Origin of the sequence: Dactylosporangium sp. CA-092794 (assembly GCF_050948465.1) — a bacterium.
GTDB lineage: Bacteria > Actinomycetota > Actinomycetes > Mycobacteriales > Micromonosporaceae > Dactylosporangium.
Genome location: NZ_CP192044.1, coordinates 3,384,683 through 3,398,485, shown reverse-complemented (window position 1 = coordinate 3,398,485; position 13,803 = coordinate 3,384,683). Strand labels below are relative to the sequence as shown.

Sequence of the window (13,803 nt, the reverse complement as noted above, 5' to 3'; positions counted from 1 at the left end):
GGGCGGCCGGACGTGTGGATCACGCCCGCTGCGCGGCTGCCCGCGCCCGCCGGCCGCGTCCACCTTGATCTCACGCTCGACCCGTCCGCAGTGCAGCAGCTCCTGTCGGCCGGCGCGCGCGTGGTGCGCGAGGGGCGCTGGCTGGTGCTGACTGACCCCGAGAGCAACGAGTTCTGCGTCCACCCTTCCTGCCCCACACAGGGGATGGCGCCGGACCCCCGCGCCGCCTACGATCTGGATAGCAGCCTAGACAAATGATGTCGCGACAAACAAGGGGCGGGTATGCCTGGTCCGGCGGTGCGGGCGTCGAGTCTGATCGTCAGGCTGGCCCGGGATCTGCGTACGGTGCTGGACCAGCACTTCGCCGAGTTGGGCCTGACCTCGCAGCAGGCCGGCTTGCTCATCCACGTCTTCACCGGCCAGTCCGGCCCGAAAGGTCTGGCGGACCTGCTCGGCATCGACACCGCGTCGGTGAGTCGGCTGGTGGACCGGCTCGAGGCCAAGGACCTGGTTCGGCGCGCAGCGGTCCCCGGCGATCGGCGGGCGATCGTAGTCGAGCTGACACCCGAGGGCGTTGCATTGGTTCCGAAGCTGCCGCCCATCTTCGAGGCCGTGGGCAAGCAACTGGTCCGTGGGGTCGACGCGAAGGCGACCGCGGCGGCGCTGGCCACGATGCTGGGCAACGTGCATGCCCTGCTGCCCGACCCCGACGACGCCCCGCGGCGAGACTGACTTCAGACCGCGGTGAGCCGCGGCCACTCCCCCACGCACACACATTCTCTGACACAACACATACTGTCGCAGCTGTTACCGTCTGGACCTTTATGCCACGTCGCTGGAGCGGTGGGAGGTCCGGCCCGCGCTCGGAGGCGCCTGGATGGGTAGGGATAGCCCGAACCGGAAGACTCGGGAGCGCAGGGAATCGGGCAGAGCCGTCGCCCGCGTAGCGTCGAATGCTATGACATCGATGAATGTAGCCCGGTCGGGCGTCGAGGTGACACCGGCTTGGCGGCGGATGGGGTGGGGGCGTGCCGTCGCGCTGCATCTGCTGCCGGCGGCCGTGGCCTTCGCGGCGGCCTTGGCGTTCGCACCGTTGACGGTCCGGCTCGGTCTTCCCGCCGGGTTTGCGTTGCCTGTCGCCTTCGCGGTGGTGCTCACGCCGCTGGAGCTCGGGCTGCTGCTGCGCGCCGCGCATGCCGTGACGGGACGGTGGTCGGTGCGCGCGTTCCCGGCGGTGCTGGCGTATCGGCGGCCGATCGGCCGTTGGTGGTGGTCGGTGCCGGTGCTGTTCGCTGTCGCCCTGCTCATCGCCGTGGTCTGGGCGCCGGTCGGTGCCGCCGCCGCCCGGCCGATGTCGGGCGTGTTGCCCGGCTGGATGTTGCCTGGCGTCGACGACGCTGCCGGTGTGGCCCGGCCCGTACTCGTGGCCACGCTGCTGGTCTCGCTGGTGGTGGACGGGCTGGTCAACCCGGCCGTCGAGGAGCTGTACTTCCGCGGGTTCCTGCTGCCCCGCCTGCCGCTGGCGGGCTGGGGCGGCGTACCGGTCTCGGCCGCGTTGTTCGCGGTCCAGCATTACTGGCAGCCCTACAACTGGCCGCTGATCTTCGTGCTGCAGCTCATCCTCACCAGCCTCGTGGTCCGGCTGCGGTGCCTGCGGCTGGGTGTGGTGATGCATGTGCTGGCCAACAGCTTCGGCATCGTAGTCAGCCTGATCGGTGTCCTCGCCTGACCGATATGTCCCCACGGTGGACGGAAGGAGCGTAGGTCGACATGACGACTGGTCTCGGCCGACCGGCCTGGCGGGCGCTGGGCTACTTGCTGCTAGGTGTCGCGTCGACCGCGCTGGGCCTGACCGCAGCATTGGCGGCGGTCACAGCGGGCGCACTGCTCGCAGCGAGCGTCGTCGGGCTGCGGGTGGTCCCTCCGCTGGCCGCCCTGCTGCGGGCGATGGCCGCCATCGAGCGGTGGCGGTGCGGTCTCGTGCTGGCCGAGCGGCCCCGGCCACCGTTGCGACCCGCAGCTGATCTCGGTGGCCGCGACCGGGCTTCCATAGCGCTGCGCGATCCGGCGCTGTGGCGGGAGCTGGCGTGGCTGCTGGTGGCGTTCCCGCTCAACCTCGCCGCGACGGTGCTCGCCACCGCGGTGTGGCTGACCGGGACCTCCCTGGTCACCATCCCGATCTGGTACCGGTATCTGCCGGACGGACGGGCCAAGGTGTACGACTCGGGCGGTGTCGCGCACGGCGTCGTCGACAGCGTGCCCACGGCGCTGCCGTGGGCTGCGGCGGGCCTCGTGCTGGTCCTGGCCGCCGGGTGGCTGACCCGCGCCGCCGCCGCCGGGGTGGCCCGGACCGGTGCCGCGCTGCTGCGCGCGACGCGCAACGACAGCCTACGGCAACGGGTCGCCGCCTTGGCGGTGACCCGTGCCGCGACCGTAGCGGATCGGCAGCGGGAACTGCACCGCATCGAGCGGGACCTGCACGACGGCGCGCAGGCCCGCCTGGTCGCGGCCTCGGCCGACCTCGGCCTGGCCGACGAAAGCTTCGACGACGATCCGCAACGCGCCCGCTGGCTCGTCGAACACGCCCGGGACGGCGTTCTCGCCGCGTTGGCGGAGCTGCGCGACCTGGTCCGGGGCATCGGACCGCCTGTACTGCGCGATCGCGGCCTGGGCCCAGCGCTGGAGGCGGTGACCGCGCACAGCCCGATCCCGGTCACCCTCGACGTCGATCTGCCGCGTCGCCCGCCGGAGACGGTGGAGGCGGCGGCATACTTCGTCGCCTGCGAAGCGCTGACCAACGCCGTCAAGCACAGCCGCGCCGCGCGGGTCGACGTGACCGTCCGGCAGCACGGCGGGGCCTGCCTGGTCGGCGTGCGCGACAACGGCGTGGGCGGCGCCGGCCCGCGCGGCGGAGGGCTGAGCGGTCTCGCCGACCGGGTGGCCGCGCTCGACGGACAACTGCGCATCGACAGTCCCCCGGGCGGCCCCACCATGGTCGAGGCGGTACTGCCATGCGGGTGGTGATCGCCGAGGATCACGTGCTGCTCGCCGACGGCCTGGCCCGGCTGCTGGCCGCCTACCGGCATATCGTCGTGGCCACCGTCCACACCGGACCAGACCTCATCACCGCAGTGAACACGCACCGGCCCGACGTGGCGGTCGTCGACATCCGCCTACCGCCGACCTTCACCGACGAAGGACTCGCCGCGGCCGTGACACTGCGCCGGACCGTCGGCGCCCCGGTGCTCATCCTGTCCCAGTACGTGGAGACCGCCTACGCACGCGACCTGCTCACGGCCGGGGGCGCCACCGGCTATCTGCTCAAGGACCGCATCGCCCGGCCGCGGGAATTCGTCGACGCGTTGAGCACCGTCGCCGCCGGCGGCACTGTGCTCGACCCCGAGGCGGTCACCCAGATGTTCGCCCGGGACCGCACCCGCCGGGCCCTGGCATCGCTGAGCGACCGGGAGCGCCAGGTGCTGCACCTCATGGCCCAGGGCCGGTCCAACGCCGCGATCGCCCAGGCCATCGTGGTCACCGAGGCAACGGTCGAGAAGCACATCAAGGCCATCTTCACCAAGCTCGACCTGCCGCCCTCCGGGGACGACCATCGCCGCGTCCGGGCCGTGCTCGCCTATCTCGACGGCTGACCACATCGTTCAGCGGCGCCCGGTCGGCACCGGGCACTGGTCTTGGCATCCCTTGTCGTACCGGCGCTGCGACCGATCAGGTGCGGCACCCGACGTGAGCCGGCGAGAGCGAGTGGAAGGACACATGATGCGGTACCGGCTGCTGGGTCCGCTGTTGGTGGGCGATCCCGGCGATCCGCTGGAGTTCGGTGGTACCCGCCCGACCAAGGTCGTGGCGGCGTTGCTGCTGCGGTCCGGTGAGGTCGTCCCCGTGAACTGGCTGGTGGAGGTGCTCTGGGACGGTGAACCACCCGCAGGTGCGGTAAAGACCGCCCGGAACTGCGTGTCGTTGGTGCGGGCCGCGCTGAACCGGTCCGGCGACCCGGCCGTCCTGCACACCACTGGTACCGGATACCGGCTGGTAGTACCGGATGAGCAACTGGACATCAACGTGTTCCACACTCATTTGCGCCGTGCCGCGGCGCTCACCGCCGCCGGACGGCTCTCCCCTGGAGCCGATGAGCTTCGGGCGGCAGTGGGCCTGTGGCGGGGGCGGGCGCTGGACGGCCTGACCAGCCTGGCGCTGGCCCCCGTGATCGCCAACCTCGAGGAGCAGCGGCTGGTGGCGTGGGAACGCTACGCCGATGCGCAGTTGCGGCTGGGCCACCACAATGAGATCCTCGGCGCGCTCACCGAGCTGGTCGCCACGAACCCGCTGCGCGAGCAGCTCGTCGGGCACCTGATGCTCGCCCTGTACCGCGGCGGCCAACAGGCCCGGGCGCTGAGCGTGTATCACAAGCTGCGCCACGACCTGCACGAGGAACTGGGCATCGACCCAGACCCGCGGCTGGCCGAACGTCACGAGCTCATCCTGCGCGCAGACCCATCACTGCAGGACCCGGGCGCCATCCCAGCGCCGCCGTCACCCGCCATACCACGACAGCTGCCAGCCGCCGTCGGTCGCTTCACCGGACGCCTGACCGAGCTCGATGTGCTCGACTCGAGCACGGCGGCGACGGCCGGTGGGCTACCGGCCACGGTGGCGATCGTCGGAGCGGCGGGCACGGGCAAGACCGCGCTCGCGGTGTTCTGGGCGCACCGGGCCGCTGCCGCATTCCCCGACGGCCAGCTGTACGCCGATCTCCACGGCTACGCGCCGGATCCGCCGGTCGCCCCGGTCGCAGTGCTGGCTCGCTTCCTGCGCGCGTTGGGTGTCGCGGCGAGACAGGTGCCGACGGACCTGGAGGAAGCCGCCGCGATGTACCGCTCAATCCTTGCCCAGCGCAGAGCGCTGGTGCTTCTGGACAACGTGTCCGGCGCCGAGCAGACGCGTCCGCTCTTGCCAGGCAACCCGGACTGCGTCACCGTGCTCACTAGCCGGGACCAGCTCGACGGTCTGGTCGCCTCGCACGGCGTGCGACGGCTCCGGCTGGGCGCGCTGACCTCGGCCGAGGCGATGACGCTGCTGGCCGGCCTGCTCGGCGACGACCGGGTGGCCAGGGAACCACAGGCCGCTGCCGAACTGGCCGCGCGGTGTGGATTCCTGCCACTGCCGCTGCGGATCGTGGCCGCCGTGCTGGACCGGCAACCCGCCCGGTCCCTGCGCGCCCGGTCCGCGGTGGCTCTGTCCGCCGCAGCGGCCGCAGCGCTGGCCGAGCTGGCAAACGCACACGCTGCCGGGGAGGCGGGGCCGCAACGACCCCGCCCGCAGGACTCGTTAGCCTCGTACATCGGCCGGTGTGCGCTGGACAATAGCGCTTCCTGCACCGATCCGGCTCCCTGGTAGATACTCGCAGCCGACAACGACGTCGGCCGGCTCGCCGGCCGCGTCGTCTGCTGCGGCAATCCGGCGCAGGATCCATACACAAGCGGACGGCGTGCTAGACACGAGGTGTGAGGCTCAGGGAGTTCGCCCTCGATAATCTACCAGAGGTCGACCGGATCCGTTCGGCCGTATTTCCGTGGCACACCGCTGACCTCGAGACACAACGCACGCTGCTTCGGGCTCAACCTCCGCACGCCCGTGCCCTGCGAGTATGCGCCGAGTTGGGCGGACGAGTGGTCGGATTCGGCGTGGCCATGCTCGAGGTCAATGCTGCGGAGCCCGGTGTGGGCTCAGTGAGTGTCGCGGTACAGCCAGACTTCCGCATGAGAGGCATCGGCTCGGCCATCCATGCGCGGCTGGAGGGGCATCTGCGGGGCGTTGGAGCACGTCACGCACAGGGATACGCGATGCTCGAGCCGCCTTCGCTGGACTGGGCCGAGCGACGGGGGTTCACCTTCGGCGCAACGGTGCGCTACCTGTCGCTCGACCCACGAAGCCTCCCACCGCTGTCGCCGGCGCCGGCCAACGTGGTGCTGCTGACGGCCGGCGAAGCCGGACCAGCGGCGTGCTACGCGGTGGACAACACCGCCAGCCAAGACGAGCCGGGCGACATCAGGCACGCCGGCATGGCCCACAGTGAGTGGCTCGACCGACGTTGGAACGTGCTCGATCCCGAGGTGAGCATGGTGGCCACCGTGGACGGTTCGCCTGCCGCCCTCACCATGCTCGACGTCAACCGGGTCACCGGACGCGCCATGTCCATCGGCTCCGGCACGTTGCCGGCCCACCGCGGACTCGGACTCATGCGCCTGCTCAAGTCCGCGTCACTGCGACGCGCGGCCGAGTTCGGCGTCACGACCGCGTTCACAGCCAACGACGAGACGAACAAGCCGATGCTCGCCATCAACGAATGGCTCGGCTACCGGTACCTGGCCGGGATCCGGTCCGCGATCAAGGATCTGTGAGCTCGCCGCCGTGAACCGTCACGAACAGCCGGTCATCCACTACCGCGGACATCGGCAACAGGATCAGCGGTGCGTTCCGGCCTGGGTCGGCCGCGCTCCGGCATGGTGGTGTAGTCGGTGAAGCCGATGACGTTGCCCCACGGGTCCGCGACCTCGACAGTCCAGCCGGTGGCGACCGGGAACGGTTCCGCCAACGCAGGGATACCTCGCACGGCGAGACCGTTCGCGGTGGCGCGGGCGTCATCAACCTCCAGCCACAGGCGTGGCCGACCCTCGCCCGTCACGGCCACGGTGCTACGCCGGAGGAGAAGGCCCGGCGGCTCGTCGCCAAGCCGGAAGAGCGCGATCCCCGACTCGTCCAGCCGGAAGACCAGCGGCAGGCCCAGCCCGATGGCGTAGAAGTCGATGGCGGCGTCGAGGTCGGCGACCGCGAACAGCACATTGTCGATTCCCCGCACGATCACGCCGGTCACCGATTGCCGGTCTGAGATGTCCGGGCCGAAGTACCGGCCAGTGTGCAGGCGCTGGCCGTATGCGGCGTCCGCATGCCACACATGCTGGTGGCGGGTCTCGGGCCGCCGCCGACCAGGCTTTCCAGTGTTTTCATCGGGCGTTTCCTCCTGTGCGAACGGAAGAGTGGATGTGTGATGAGCGCCGTTGCGGTGGTGGTGCAGCCGATGCACGCCCCACCACCGCAGCCAGCCGTCAGCAGATGTACGAGCGGACGGTGACGTTGATCGTGCCGATGTTCACCCCGTTGACGAAGAACACCAGCTCGTGACCGAACGGTTCGGTGCCCCAACTCGCCCAATGGAACGTTGTCTGTTGCTCGGGCAGGAGCGAACCGTTGTAGATGGTGGTGCCCAGTTCCTGCGCGGCCACCGACACCGCGCCGAGGCTGGCGTTGACGATGTCGACGTGGATGCCCTGACCCGCGTTCGCGACGAACTGCCATTGACCGGCGCGGGTGATGGCGTAGTTCTTGCAGGTGCGGGTGTAGGGCAGGGAGAGGTACCACTGCTGCTGCACCCGGCTGTTGCAGCCCCAGAGCGTGATCTTGGTGCCGTCCGAGCCGATGGCGTTGGCGTCGGCATCGAGGCAGAAGCCGACGCCGGCGGCGACGTTTCTGATGGTCCGGGTGTCCACACCGCTCCAACGCTGCTGGGCCGAACCGTTGCAGGACCACAGGGTGATCGACGTACCGTTGCTGCCCAGTTCGTGCACATTGGCGTCCAGGCAGTAGCCGCTGCCTGCCCGGGTGTTCTTGATGACCCCGTCGCTGCTGGTCACCGGCTGGTAGTACCAATCCTGCTGGGTCGTGTCGTTGCACCGCCACAGTTGGACCTTGGTGCCGTTGCGACCGATGGTGTTGGTGTCGGCGTCGAGGCACACGTCCACGCGCGGATACGGCTGCTTGCTGCGGGCCGACTCGCCACCGATGTTGCGGATGGTGTGGATCACTCCGGCGCCGGGAGCGGCGTGCGCCGCGACCGGCGTCAGCACGCCGGCCGCCACGGCGAGAACCGTGAGCACGGCGACACGCCGCAGCATGCGGGCAGCGTCGCGCATCGGCCGGCCCATCAGAAGCTGCCGAACGGCGGGTGGGCGGTGACGGCCGGCTGTCCGACACAGGTGATGAACCGGTCGCTCTGGATACATGCACCGGCGTCGTAGGAGCCGTTGACCATCGGCGTGAACCCATAGCCGCCGTAGTTGGCCAGATTGTCCTTGGACTTCAGCTGGTTCGCGGTGTTCCACACGACGATGTCAACGGGCTGGGCGTAGCTGTCCGCCTCGGTCCAGTTGGTGTTGCACCCGGGGCTGTACATGAGATTCACCGCCCCGATCCAGACACGGTCGGACGGCTGGATCACGTGTGTGTTGGCCACGGCGTACGCACCGGCCGAGCAACCGGTCGTTTCCGGATTCTGGCCCACGTACGGGCAGGAGGTCCGGGTGCATTTGGTGACCGCGGCAGAGGCCGGGGTGGCCACCGCGGTGGTACAGATCGCCGCCGTCAGGCCGGCGAGCATCACGAACCGCATCGACGTTTCCTCCAAGGGTCGGCTCGTTCCGAGCCAGGTCGGCCAAAGGCACCGCGAAGGATCGCGCTCCCGCCGGCCAGCACACGACATGACCGGCGGTCTGGCTCATGCTGTGCCGGCCGATCCCCAAAATGTCCTCAGCACAGCCACCGCCGGCGGTGCCCGACCGGCCCCGGGTCACCGCAGGCTGTCGCCGGGAAAACTGCGCACCGGGTGGGCGCGGAAGGTGAACACGCCGGCAACGACGCCAGGATCCCGCCCGGCGAGCTCGACGGCCTCGTCGAACGGGAGATCGTAGACGCCGATGCCGCACACGTCGCTGTCGTCCATTACTGGGCACACGATGTTGAGCAGGCCATCGGCCCGCAGACCGAAGTTCCGCCGGCCGTGCTCCCACACGATCGGCGCCGCCTCGGGCGTGCCGTACTTCGGCCCGGCGTACAGGACGATCGCGGTGTACGCCTTCGTGGACGCCATACCGGCGCGCATCTCGTCGTCGCTGACGTACGTGGTCATGACGCCTCCTCGGCGGTTGCGAGCGTTGCGGAGAGGTCGGTGTGGTTGAGGTAGACGACGATCTGCCAGCGATCACCCTCGCGGCGCAGCAGGAACGTCGAGTCCAGCTCGACCGGTCCGCTGCCGGCTCGGTCGCCCGACCAGCCGATGCCGACCAGGACGTGCCGGTCATCGAGCCGGAACTGACTGGCGCTGGTGCGGCGCAGCCGGCCGACGCCCGCGTCGTCGAACATCTTGCGCCGCACCGGCAGCACCCGGGCGAGCATCGCCGGGGTGAGGGTCACCGCCCGTGCGGGGTCGAGGGCGAGGAACGAGTCGGCGAAGACCGCCTCCGCCCCGCCGATGCGATTCCTGGTGTCGTAGTCATCGACGAACTCCGCCACGTCGGTGTCGAGTTCGGTCCATCCGGTCCGGTTCACAGTAGTGGGGTCACCTTCTCGATCAATGGGATTACCCGGGCGAGGTGCTGCAGTTCGTCGACGTCGAGTGCGGCGACGAGGGCGTCGTGGACGCGGGCCACGCTGGCGGCCTCACGCGAGGACAGGGCGACGGCCCCGGCCGCGCTGATCGTCACGACGAGGCGCCGCCCGTCGGCCGGATCCCGCATCCGGGTGACCAGGCCCTTCTGGTCCAGGGTGCGCAGCACGGCGGCAATGGCGGCCGACGTCACGTTCTCCTCCTTGGCCAGCGATCCCGGCGAGGTCGGGCCCGCACGCTTGAGACGTTGCAGAACGGCAAGCTCGAGGAACGTGAGCTCCCCGTCGTCTTCGGCGTAAAGCTGTCGCAGGCGGCGGGCGAACCGGCCGACCGCGAGGCGCAGGTCCCGGGCCAGGACGCTGTCATCAGTCACAGAGCTAACCTAAACTAGTTAACCCAGTTTAGCTACATGGACGCTCCGTTGCGTCCCCGTTCAACCGGCCGGTCGCCACGGCACCTGTACGAACAGCTCCTGTCGGGCCAGTAGAATCGGTCGATGACAGACCCGACGAGGGGTTCCGGCCGTCGACGCGGCGGAAAGCTGGCCCGCGCTCTGGACGCCGCCAGGCTGCTCAGCCAGATCGGCCGCGATCACTCCACCGTCCTCGACCGCCGATTCGCCGGGTTCGGCCTGACCACCCAACAGGCCGCACTGCTGATCCACGCTTCCGATCAGCCGGTCAGTCCCAGCCACCTGACCAAGGTGCTGGGGACCGACACCGCCGGCATGACCCGGCTGGTGGATCGCTTGGAGGCCAAGGGCCTGCTCTACCGCCGGCCGCATGCCGAGGACCGGCGCGCCATCCTGATCGAGATCACCGAAGCCGGCCGGGAGTTGGTGCCGGCTCTGCCACCGGTGTTCGGGCAGGCCACCGGTCAGCTGTTCGCCGGGTTCACCAGCGACGAGATCATCGCCCTGGACGCGATGTTCCTGCGGATGCGGGCGAACCTCGCCGCGGCGGCGGAACAACCGTGAGCCGTGCCGCTGCCGTCATGCCGCGACGAGTACCAGGCCGGCGGCCGCGGGCAGGGTCACCGTGCCGGCGACGGTTCCGCCGTACAGGTCGCGCCAGGCGTGGTTGGCGGGCAATTGGACGGTACGGCTGCCGGCGGATGACGGGTTCACCAGCGCCAGCCCGGTGGTGAAGTCGCGGCGGTAGACGCCCTGGTCGGCGAAGAGGTCACCGGTCGGCGCGCCCACCGTGGCGGCGGCGTACTCAGGCCGGTTGAGCAGCGTGCCGTACTCCTGCTGCCCGCTGATCCACACACCGCTGGCCGCGTTCTTGACCAGCAGGTAGTTGGCCAATGCCCACTGGACCTGCGCCTTGGTGACCTGGGCGAAGGAGACCGGCTGCTGGTTGATCACGGCCAAGCCGTGCCCTTGGCGGGCCGCGGCGGCCAAGGCCGTGGTGACCGCCAGCCACGAGCCGTCCGTATACGGCCCCGGCGAGGCGGCGTTGCCGTTCGTGAAGCCCTGCTCATCGAAGATCAAATCGAGTGCCGCGTACACGGCGGTGGTCTGCTCCGGATAGCTGGGATCCGGGCTCATGTTCGCCCCGAACGTCTGGCCCGGGAAACTGGCCCGCATCCACTGCCGCATGGCGGCGGCCCAGGCGACCACCGAGGCACGATAGGCGGGATCGTCGGCCGTCCCGTTGTACTGCGCCACCCAGCCGCCGGACGCGTCGTAGTGGCCGCATCGCTGTCCGCTCCAGGTACCGCCATTGTTGAACTGAAGGTTGTCGAAGGCGATGCCGCTGTACCCACTCCCGGCTGTCAGTGCGGGAACGAAGTACTGGCTGGCCAGGTATTCACGCACGGCCGGATCGTCCCGGTTGAGCGGCACGTTCGTGGTCGCGTCGAATTCGTACGCCACGCTGGTACGGTCGCATCGGTACTCGATCCAGTCCGGGTGGTTGCTGCGAAACCAGGCCAGGTCGTGCGCTTGCGGGAACCATCGGGTGCTCTGCTCACGGTCGAAGGGCGCGTAGTACAACTTCGGAACCTGCGCTACGGCCGCCACCGGGCCGTGGTTGTAGCCCCAGACGAGGTCGACGGGCGGGTCATTGTCGACCAGCGTGTTCGCGTCCTGGACATTGGTCGTGAACGGCATGAACAGGTGCACGTCGCGGCTGGTGTCCACGCCCGCGACCGCCGGGCGCGGATAGACGGTGAACGCGCCGACCGAGGTGCTGGCGCCGTCCGCAGTGGCCACGGCAAGCGGGCCGGTCGTGGCCGAGCCGGGGACGGTCGCGCTGAGCGCGGTGTCGGAGCGGACCGTGAACTGCGCAGGCACGCCGTTGAAGAGCACGCTGGTGGTGCGGGTCAACGCCCGTCCGCTGATCGTCACCTGGTATCCGGGATCACCCGCCACCGGGACGTACCCGGTCACCTCCGGCTTCGTGGTGACGCAGGGCTGCGCCACGGACCCGGCGGCGGCGACCGCGTAACAGTAGACGGCGGCGGTCGCGGCCGGCGCGGGATTCTCCCAGTACAGGCCCGTTCCGATCGCGCCGCTGCCGAGCCGGCCGTCGTTGCAGGAGGTCTGCCAGGTCTGCGGCTCGGGATCACTGGAACGCCAGACGCGGCCGCTGAGCCGCCCGCCCGAAACGTCGAACCGGAGCCAGTAGACGGTACCGGCCACGAAAACGTTCGGATAGGGCGTTCCGCAGGTACTGCTGATCCCCCCACCGACCCGGGTGTTGATCTCCAGCGTGTTGGTGGCCGACCTGGCCAGTAGCTGGAAGTGGTTGGCGTCGTCGACCGTCGCGTTGAACGCCAGCAGCGCGCGTGCCGAACCGGTCGACGCGAATCGGAACTGCAGCAGGGCGTCACCGCCAGACTGGCTCAACCCGCTGATGTACGCGTCGGCCTGCCGCCCGTAGCCGCCGTCGAGCTGCCCAGCATGCGACTGGATGTGATAGCCGGTGGCGGCGGCGTTGTAGATGCCGTAGGTGCGGTTGGTGAGACCGCGGCCATTGGTGGTGCTGCCCCAGCCCGCCCCGGGCGCCGAGTCCGCGCGGACGAAGTTGTCCTCGACGACGTTACCGGCAGAGGCCCCCGCGACCCGGGGAACGAAGCATACGGCGGCCACCGCGAGCACCGCCGCGGTACCGACGGCCAACCAGACCCGTCGGTGCATCACACGCTCCAGGGGTTCGGGGAGGAACCGCCGGCCAGCCCGTCGGCGAACGCGGCGATGCGCCGGCCCGCCTCGCGCAGCCGGTCCTCCGGTTCGTTGGTGAAGATGAGCCGCACCAGATGCTCACCGAAGTCGTCGCTACCCCAGCCCTGCATCGGTGTGACCGCCACCCGATGCCCAGCCAGCAGACCGCGGGCGAAGGTGACGGCGTCCGTGCCGGTGCCGGCCACGTCCAGCAGGCAGTAGTAGCCGCCCTCGGCAGGCACCGCCGCGAGCACCGGGGAGCGGTGCACTTGCTCGAGCAGTACCGCTTGGCCGCGCTCGTACGTGGCCACCGCCTCGCGCTGCCAGTCCTGTGGGCCGCTCAACGCCGCGGCCGCGCCCACCTGGCCGAAGCCGCTTGGCATGACGCCGTTGAAGATGTGGACGTCCTCCATCGCGGCCATGACCTTCCGTGGTCCCAGCTCCCAGCCGACACGCCAGCCGGGCATACCGAAGTTCTTCGACACGCAACCCACCAGGACCGTGCGCTCCCGCAGGCCGGCCAGTGTCGCCGGGCAGATCACCTTCCGCCCGCCGAAGACCACCTTGTCCGCGTGTCCGTTGAAGACGATCCACGCGTCATTGGCCTGCGCCACGGCCGCGATCGCTTCGGTCTCCTCCCGGCTGAAGACGGTGCCGGTCGGCATGCACGGCGAGGCGAGGAACAGCACCCGGCAGCCCTGCGCCGCAGCCGGCAGCCGGTCGAGGTCCAGTTCCCAGCGCCCGCCGCGGCGCACGAGCCCGACGAACGCCTGCGCACCACCGGCCAGCCGGACCCGCTGGGCCATGCCGGAATAGGTGGGATTGGTCAGCAGGACGCGGTCCCCGGGGTCGATCAGCGCCAGCAATGCGTTGAGCAGCGACTCGCCCGCGCCGCTGGACACGACGATCTCACTGTCGGGGTCGTATCGGATCCCCCAGTCGGCGCGGTACCGGTCCGAGATCGCCTGGCGCAGCCGGGCCAGGCCACGCAGCGGCAGATAGGAGTTGTACTCGTCCACTCCCACGGCGTCTCTGGTCGCGGCTAGCACATGCGGCGCCGGGGTCAGGTGAGTATCGGCATTCTCCAGGCGGTAGGCGTCCGGCAAAGCGTCCGCCGCATCGGCGACGTCGGCCATCGTCATGCGCATCATGGTCTCCACACGCCGCGCCAGGTCCCGCA

General features: G+C 69.9%; 16 protein-coding genes. 8 read left to right on the top strand and 8 right to left on the bottom strand.

The genetic code is table 11. From position 1 onward, the window contains the following. Positions 1–12 precede the first annotated feature (12 nt). The 7 genes from ACQPXD_RS14785 (at position 13) to ACQPXD_RS14755 (ending at position 6,419) form a co-directional block, all read left to right on the top strand. Positions 13–258: a VOC family protein gene (locus ACQPXD_RS14785; RefSeq protein WP_432838699.1), complete on the top strand. Its 246-nt coding sequence runs from the start codon at positions 13–15 to the stop codon at positions 256–258. 24 nt (positions 259–282) lie between these two features. Then, positions 283–732, top strand: coding sequence for a MarR family winged helix-turn-helix transcriptional regulator (locus tag ACQPXD_RS14780; RefSeq protein WP_432838697.1), 450 nt, complete (start codon positions 283–285; stop codon positions 730–732). A gap of 235 nt (positions 733–967) precedes the next feature. Further along, on the top strand, positions 968–1,729 hold the full coding sequence (locus ACQPXD_RS14775) for a lysostaphin resistance A-like protein (RefSeq protein WP_432838695.1): 762 nt from the start codon (positions 968–970) through the stop codon (positions 1,727–1,729). A 41-nt stretch (positions 1,730–1,770) separates the two neighbouring features. Then, the gene (locus tag ACQPXD_RS14770) at positions 1,771–3,024 is read left to right on the top strand and encodes a sensor histidine kinase (RefSeq protein ID WP_432838693.1); all 1,254 of its coding nucleotides are present in this window, start codon (positions 1,771–1,773) and stop codon (positions 3,022–3,024) included. Further along, a complete protein-coding gene (locus ACQPXD_RS14765; RefSeq protein ID WP_432838691.1) occupies positions 3,012–3,650 on the top strand; it encodes a response regulator in 639 nt (212 codons plus the stop codon). The genes ACQPXD_RS14770 and ACQPXD_RS14765 overlap by 13 nt, the downstream gene beginning before the upstream one ends. A 250-nt stretch (positions 3,651–3,900) precedes the next feature. After that, positions 3,901–5,415 (top strand): BTAD domain-containing putative transcriptional regulator, encoded by a 1,515-nt coding sequence (locus tag ACQPXD_RS14760; RefSeq protein ID WP_432838689.1) that lies wholly within the window; start codon positions 3,901–3,903, stop codon positions 5,413–5,415. A gap of 107 nt (positions 5,416–5,522) precedes the next feature. Continuing rightward, complete coding sequence (locus ACQPXD_RS14755) at positions 5,523–6,419, top strand: GNAT family N-acetyltransferase (RefSeq protein ID WP_432838687.1); 897 nt, start codon at positions 5,523–5,525, stop codon at positions 6,417–6,419. A gap of 32 nt (positions 6,420–6,451) precedes the next feature. On the opposite strand, the gene ACQPXD_RS14750 is transcribed toward ACQPXD_RS14755, so the two are convergent. The 6 genes from ACQPXD_RS14750 to ACQPXD_RS14725 all read right to left on the bottom strand — a co-directional run bounded on the left by ACQPXD_RS14750 (position 6,452) and on the right by ACQPXD_RS14725 (position 9,830). Next, the gene (locus ACQPXD_RS14750; protein WP_432838685.1) at positions 6,452–7,102 is read right to left on the bottom strand and encodes a VOC family protein; all 651 of its coding nucleotides are present in this window, start codon (positions 7,100–7,102) and stop codon (positions 6,452–6,454) included. Between the two features lie 22 nt (positions 7,103–7,124). Next, positions 7,125–7,970, bottom strand: coding sequence for an RICIN domain-containing protein (locus ACQPXD_RS14745; protein WP_432838683.1), 846 nt, complete (start codon positions 7,968–7,970; stop codon positions 7,125–7,127). A gap of 29 nt (positions 7,971–7,999) precedes the next feature. Then, a complete protein-coding gene (locus ACQPXD_RS14740; protein ID WP_432838681.1) occupies positions 8,000–8,452 on the bottom strand; it encodes a DUF2690 domain-containing protein in 453 nt (150 codons plus the stop codon). A 189-nt stretch (positions 8,453–8,641) separates the two neighbouring features. Continuing rightward, positions 8,642–8,980 carry a hypothetical protein gene (locus tag ACQPXD_RS14735; RefSeq protein ID WP_432838679.1) on the bottom strand — a complete coding sequence of 113 codons (339 nt, stop codon included), beginning with the start codon at positions 8,978–8,980 and terminating at the stop codon, positions 8,642–8,644. Then, the gene (locus tag ACQPXD_RS14730; protein ID WP_432838677.1) at positions 8,977–9,399 is read right to left on the bottom strand and encodes a hypothetical protein; all 423 of its coding nucleotides are present in this window, start codon (positions 9,397–9,399) and stop codon (positions 8,977–8,979) included. Before ACQPXD_RS14730 ends, ACQPXD_RS14735 begins: the two co-directional genes overlap by 4 nt. Continuing rightward, positions 9,396–9,830 carry a MarR family winged helix-turn-helix transcriptional regulator gene (locus ACQPXD_RS14725; protein WP_432838675.1) on the bottom strand — a complete coding sequence of 145 codons (435 nt, stop codon included), beginning with the start codon at positions 9,828–9,830 and terminating at the stop codon, positions 9,396–9,398. Before ACQPXD_RS14725 ends, ACQPXD_RS14730 begins: the two co-directional genes overlap by 4 nt. A gap of 123 nt (positions 9,831–9,953) precedes the next feature. On the opposite strand from ACQPXD_RS14725, the gene ACQPXD_RS14720 reads away from it, so the two are divergent. After that, on the top strand, positions 9,954–10,433 hold the full coding sequence (locus ACQPXD_RS14720) for a MarR family winged helix-turn-helix transcriptional regulator (RefSeq protein ID WP_432838673.1): 480 nt from the start codon (positions 9,954–9,956) through the stop codon (positions 10,431–10,433). 15 nt (positions 10,434–10,448) lie between these two features. Here ACQPXD_RS14720 and ACQPXD_RS14715 read toward each other — a convergent pair whose 3' ends face one another. Then, complete coding sequence (locus tag ACQPXD_RS14715; RefSeq protein ID WP_432838671.1) at positions 10,449–12,599, bottom strand: IPT/TIG domain-containing protein; 2,151 nt, start codon at positions 12,597–12,599, stop codon at positions 10,449–10,451. Beyond that, positions 12,599–13,765: a pyridoxal phosphate-dependent aminotransferase gene (locus tag ACQPXD_RS14710; protein WP_432838669.1), complete on the bottom strand. Its 1,167-nt coding sequence runs from the start codon at positions 13,763–13,765 to the stop codon at positions 12,599–12,601. The genes ACQPXD_RS14715 and ACQPXD_RS14710 overlap by 1 nt, the downstream gene beginning before the upstream one ends. Between the last annotated feature and the right edge of the window lie 38 nt (positions 13,766–13,803).

Bases quoted from the DNA above. Each gene is read 5' to 3' on its own strand.
- ACQPXD_RS14780 (WP_432838697.1), top strand. From the start codon at position 283: ATGCCTGGTCCGGCGGTGCGGGCGTCGAGTCTGATCGTCAGGCTGGCC.
- ACQPXD_RS14775 (WP_432838695.1), top strand. From the start codon at position 968: ATGAATGTAGCCCGGTCGGGCGTCGAGGTGACACCGGCTTGGCGGCGG.
- ACQPXD_RS14770 (WP_432838693.1), top strand. From the start codon at position 1,771: ATGACGACTGGTCTCGGCCGACCGGCCTGGCGGGCGCTGGGCTACTTG.
- ACQPXD_RS14765 (WP_432838691.1), top strand. From the start codon at position 3,012: ATGCGGGTGGTGATCGCCGAGGATCACGTGCTGCTCGCCGACGGCCTG.
- ACQPXD_RS14745 (WP_432838683.1), bottom strand. From the start codon at position 7,970: ATGCTGCGGCGTGTCGCCGTGCTCACGGTTCTCGCCGTGGCGGCCGGC.
- ACQPXD_RS14740 (WP_432838681.1), bottom strand. From the start codon at position 8,452: ATGCTCGCCGGCCTGACGGCGGCGATCTGTACCACCGCGGTGGCCACC.
- ACQPXD_RS14735 (WP_432838679.1), bottom strand. From the start codon at position 8,980: ATGACCACGTACGTCAGCGACGACGAGATGCGCGCCGGTATGGCGTCC.
- ACQPXD_RS14720 (WP_432838673.1), top strand. From the start codon at position 9,954: ATGACAGACCCGACGAGGGGTTCCGGCCGTCGACGCGGCGGAAAGCTG.
- ACQPXD_RS14715 (WP_432838671.1), bottom strand. From the start codon at position 12,599: ATGCACCGACGGGTCTGGTTGGCCGTCGGTACCGCGGCGGTGCTCGCG.
- ACQPXD_RS14710 (WP_432838669.1), bottom strand. From the start codon at position 13,765: ATGACGATGGCCGACGTCGCCGATGCGGCGGACGCTTTGCCGGACGCC.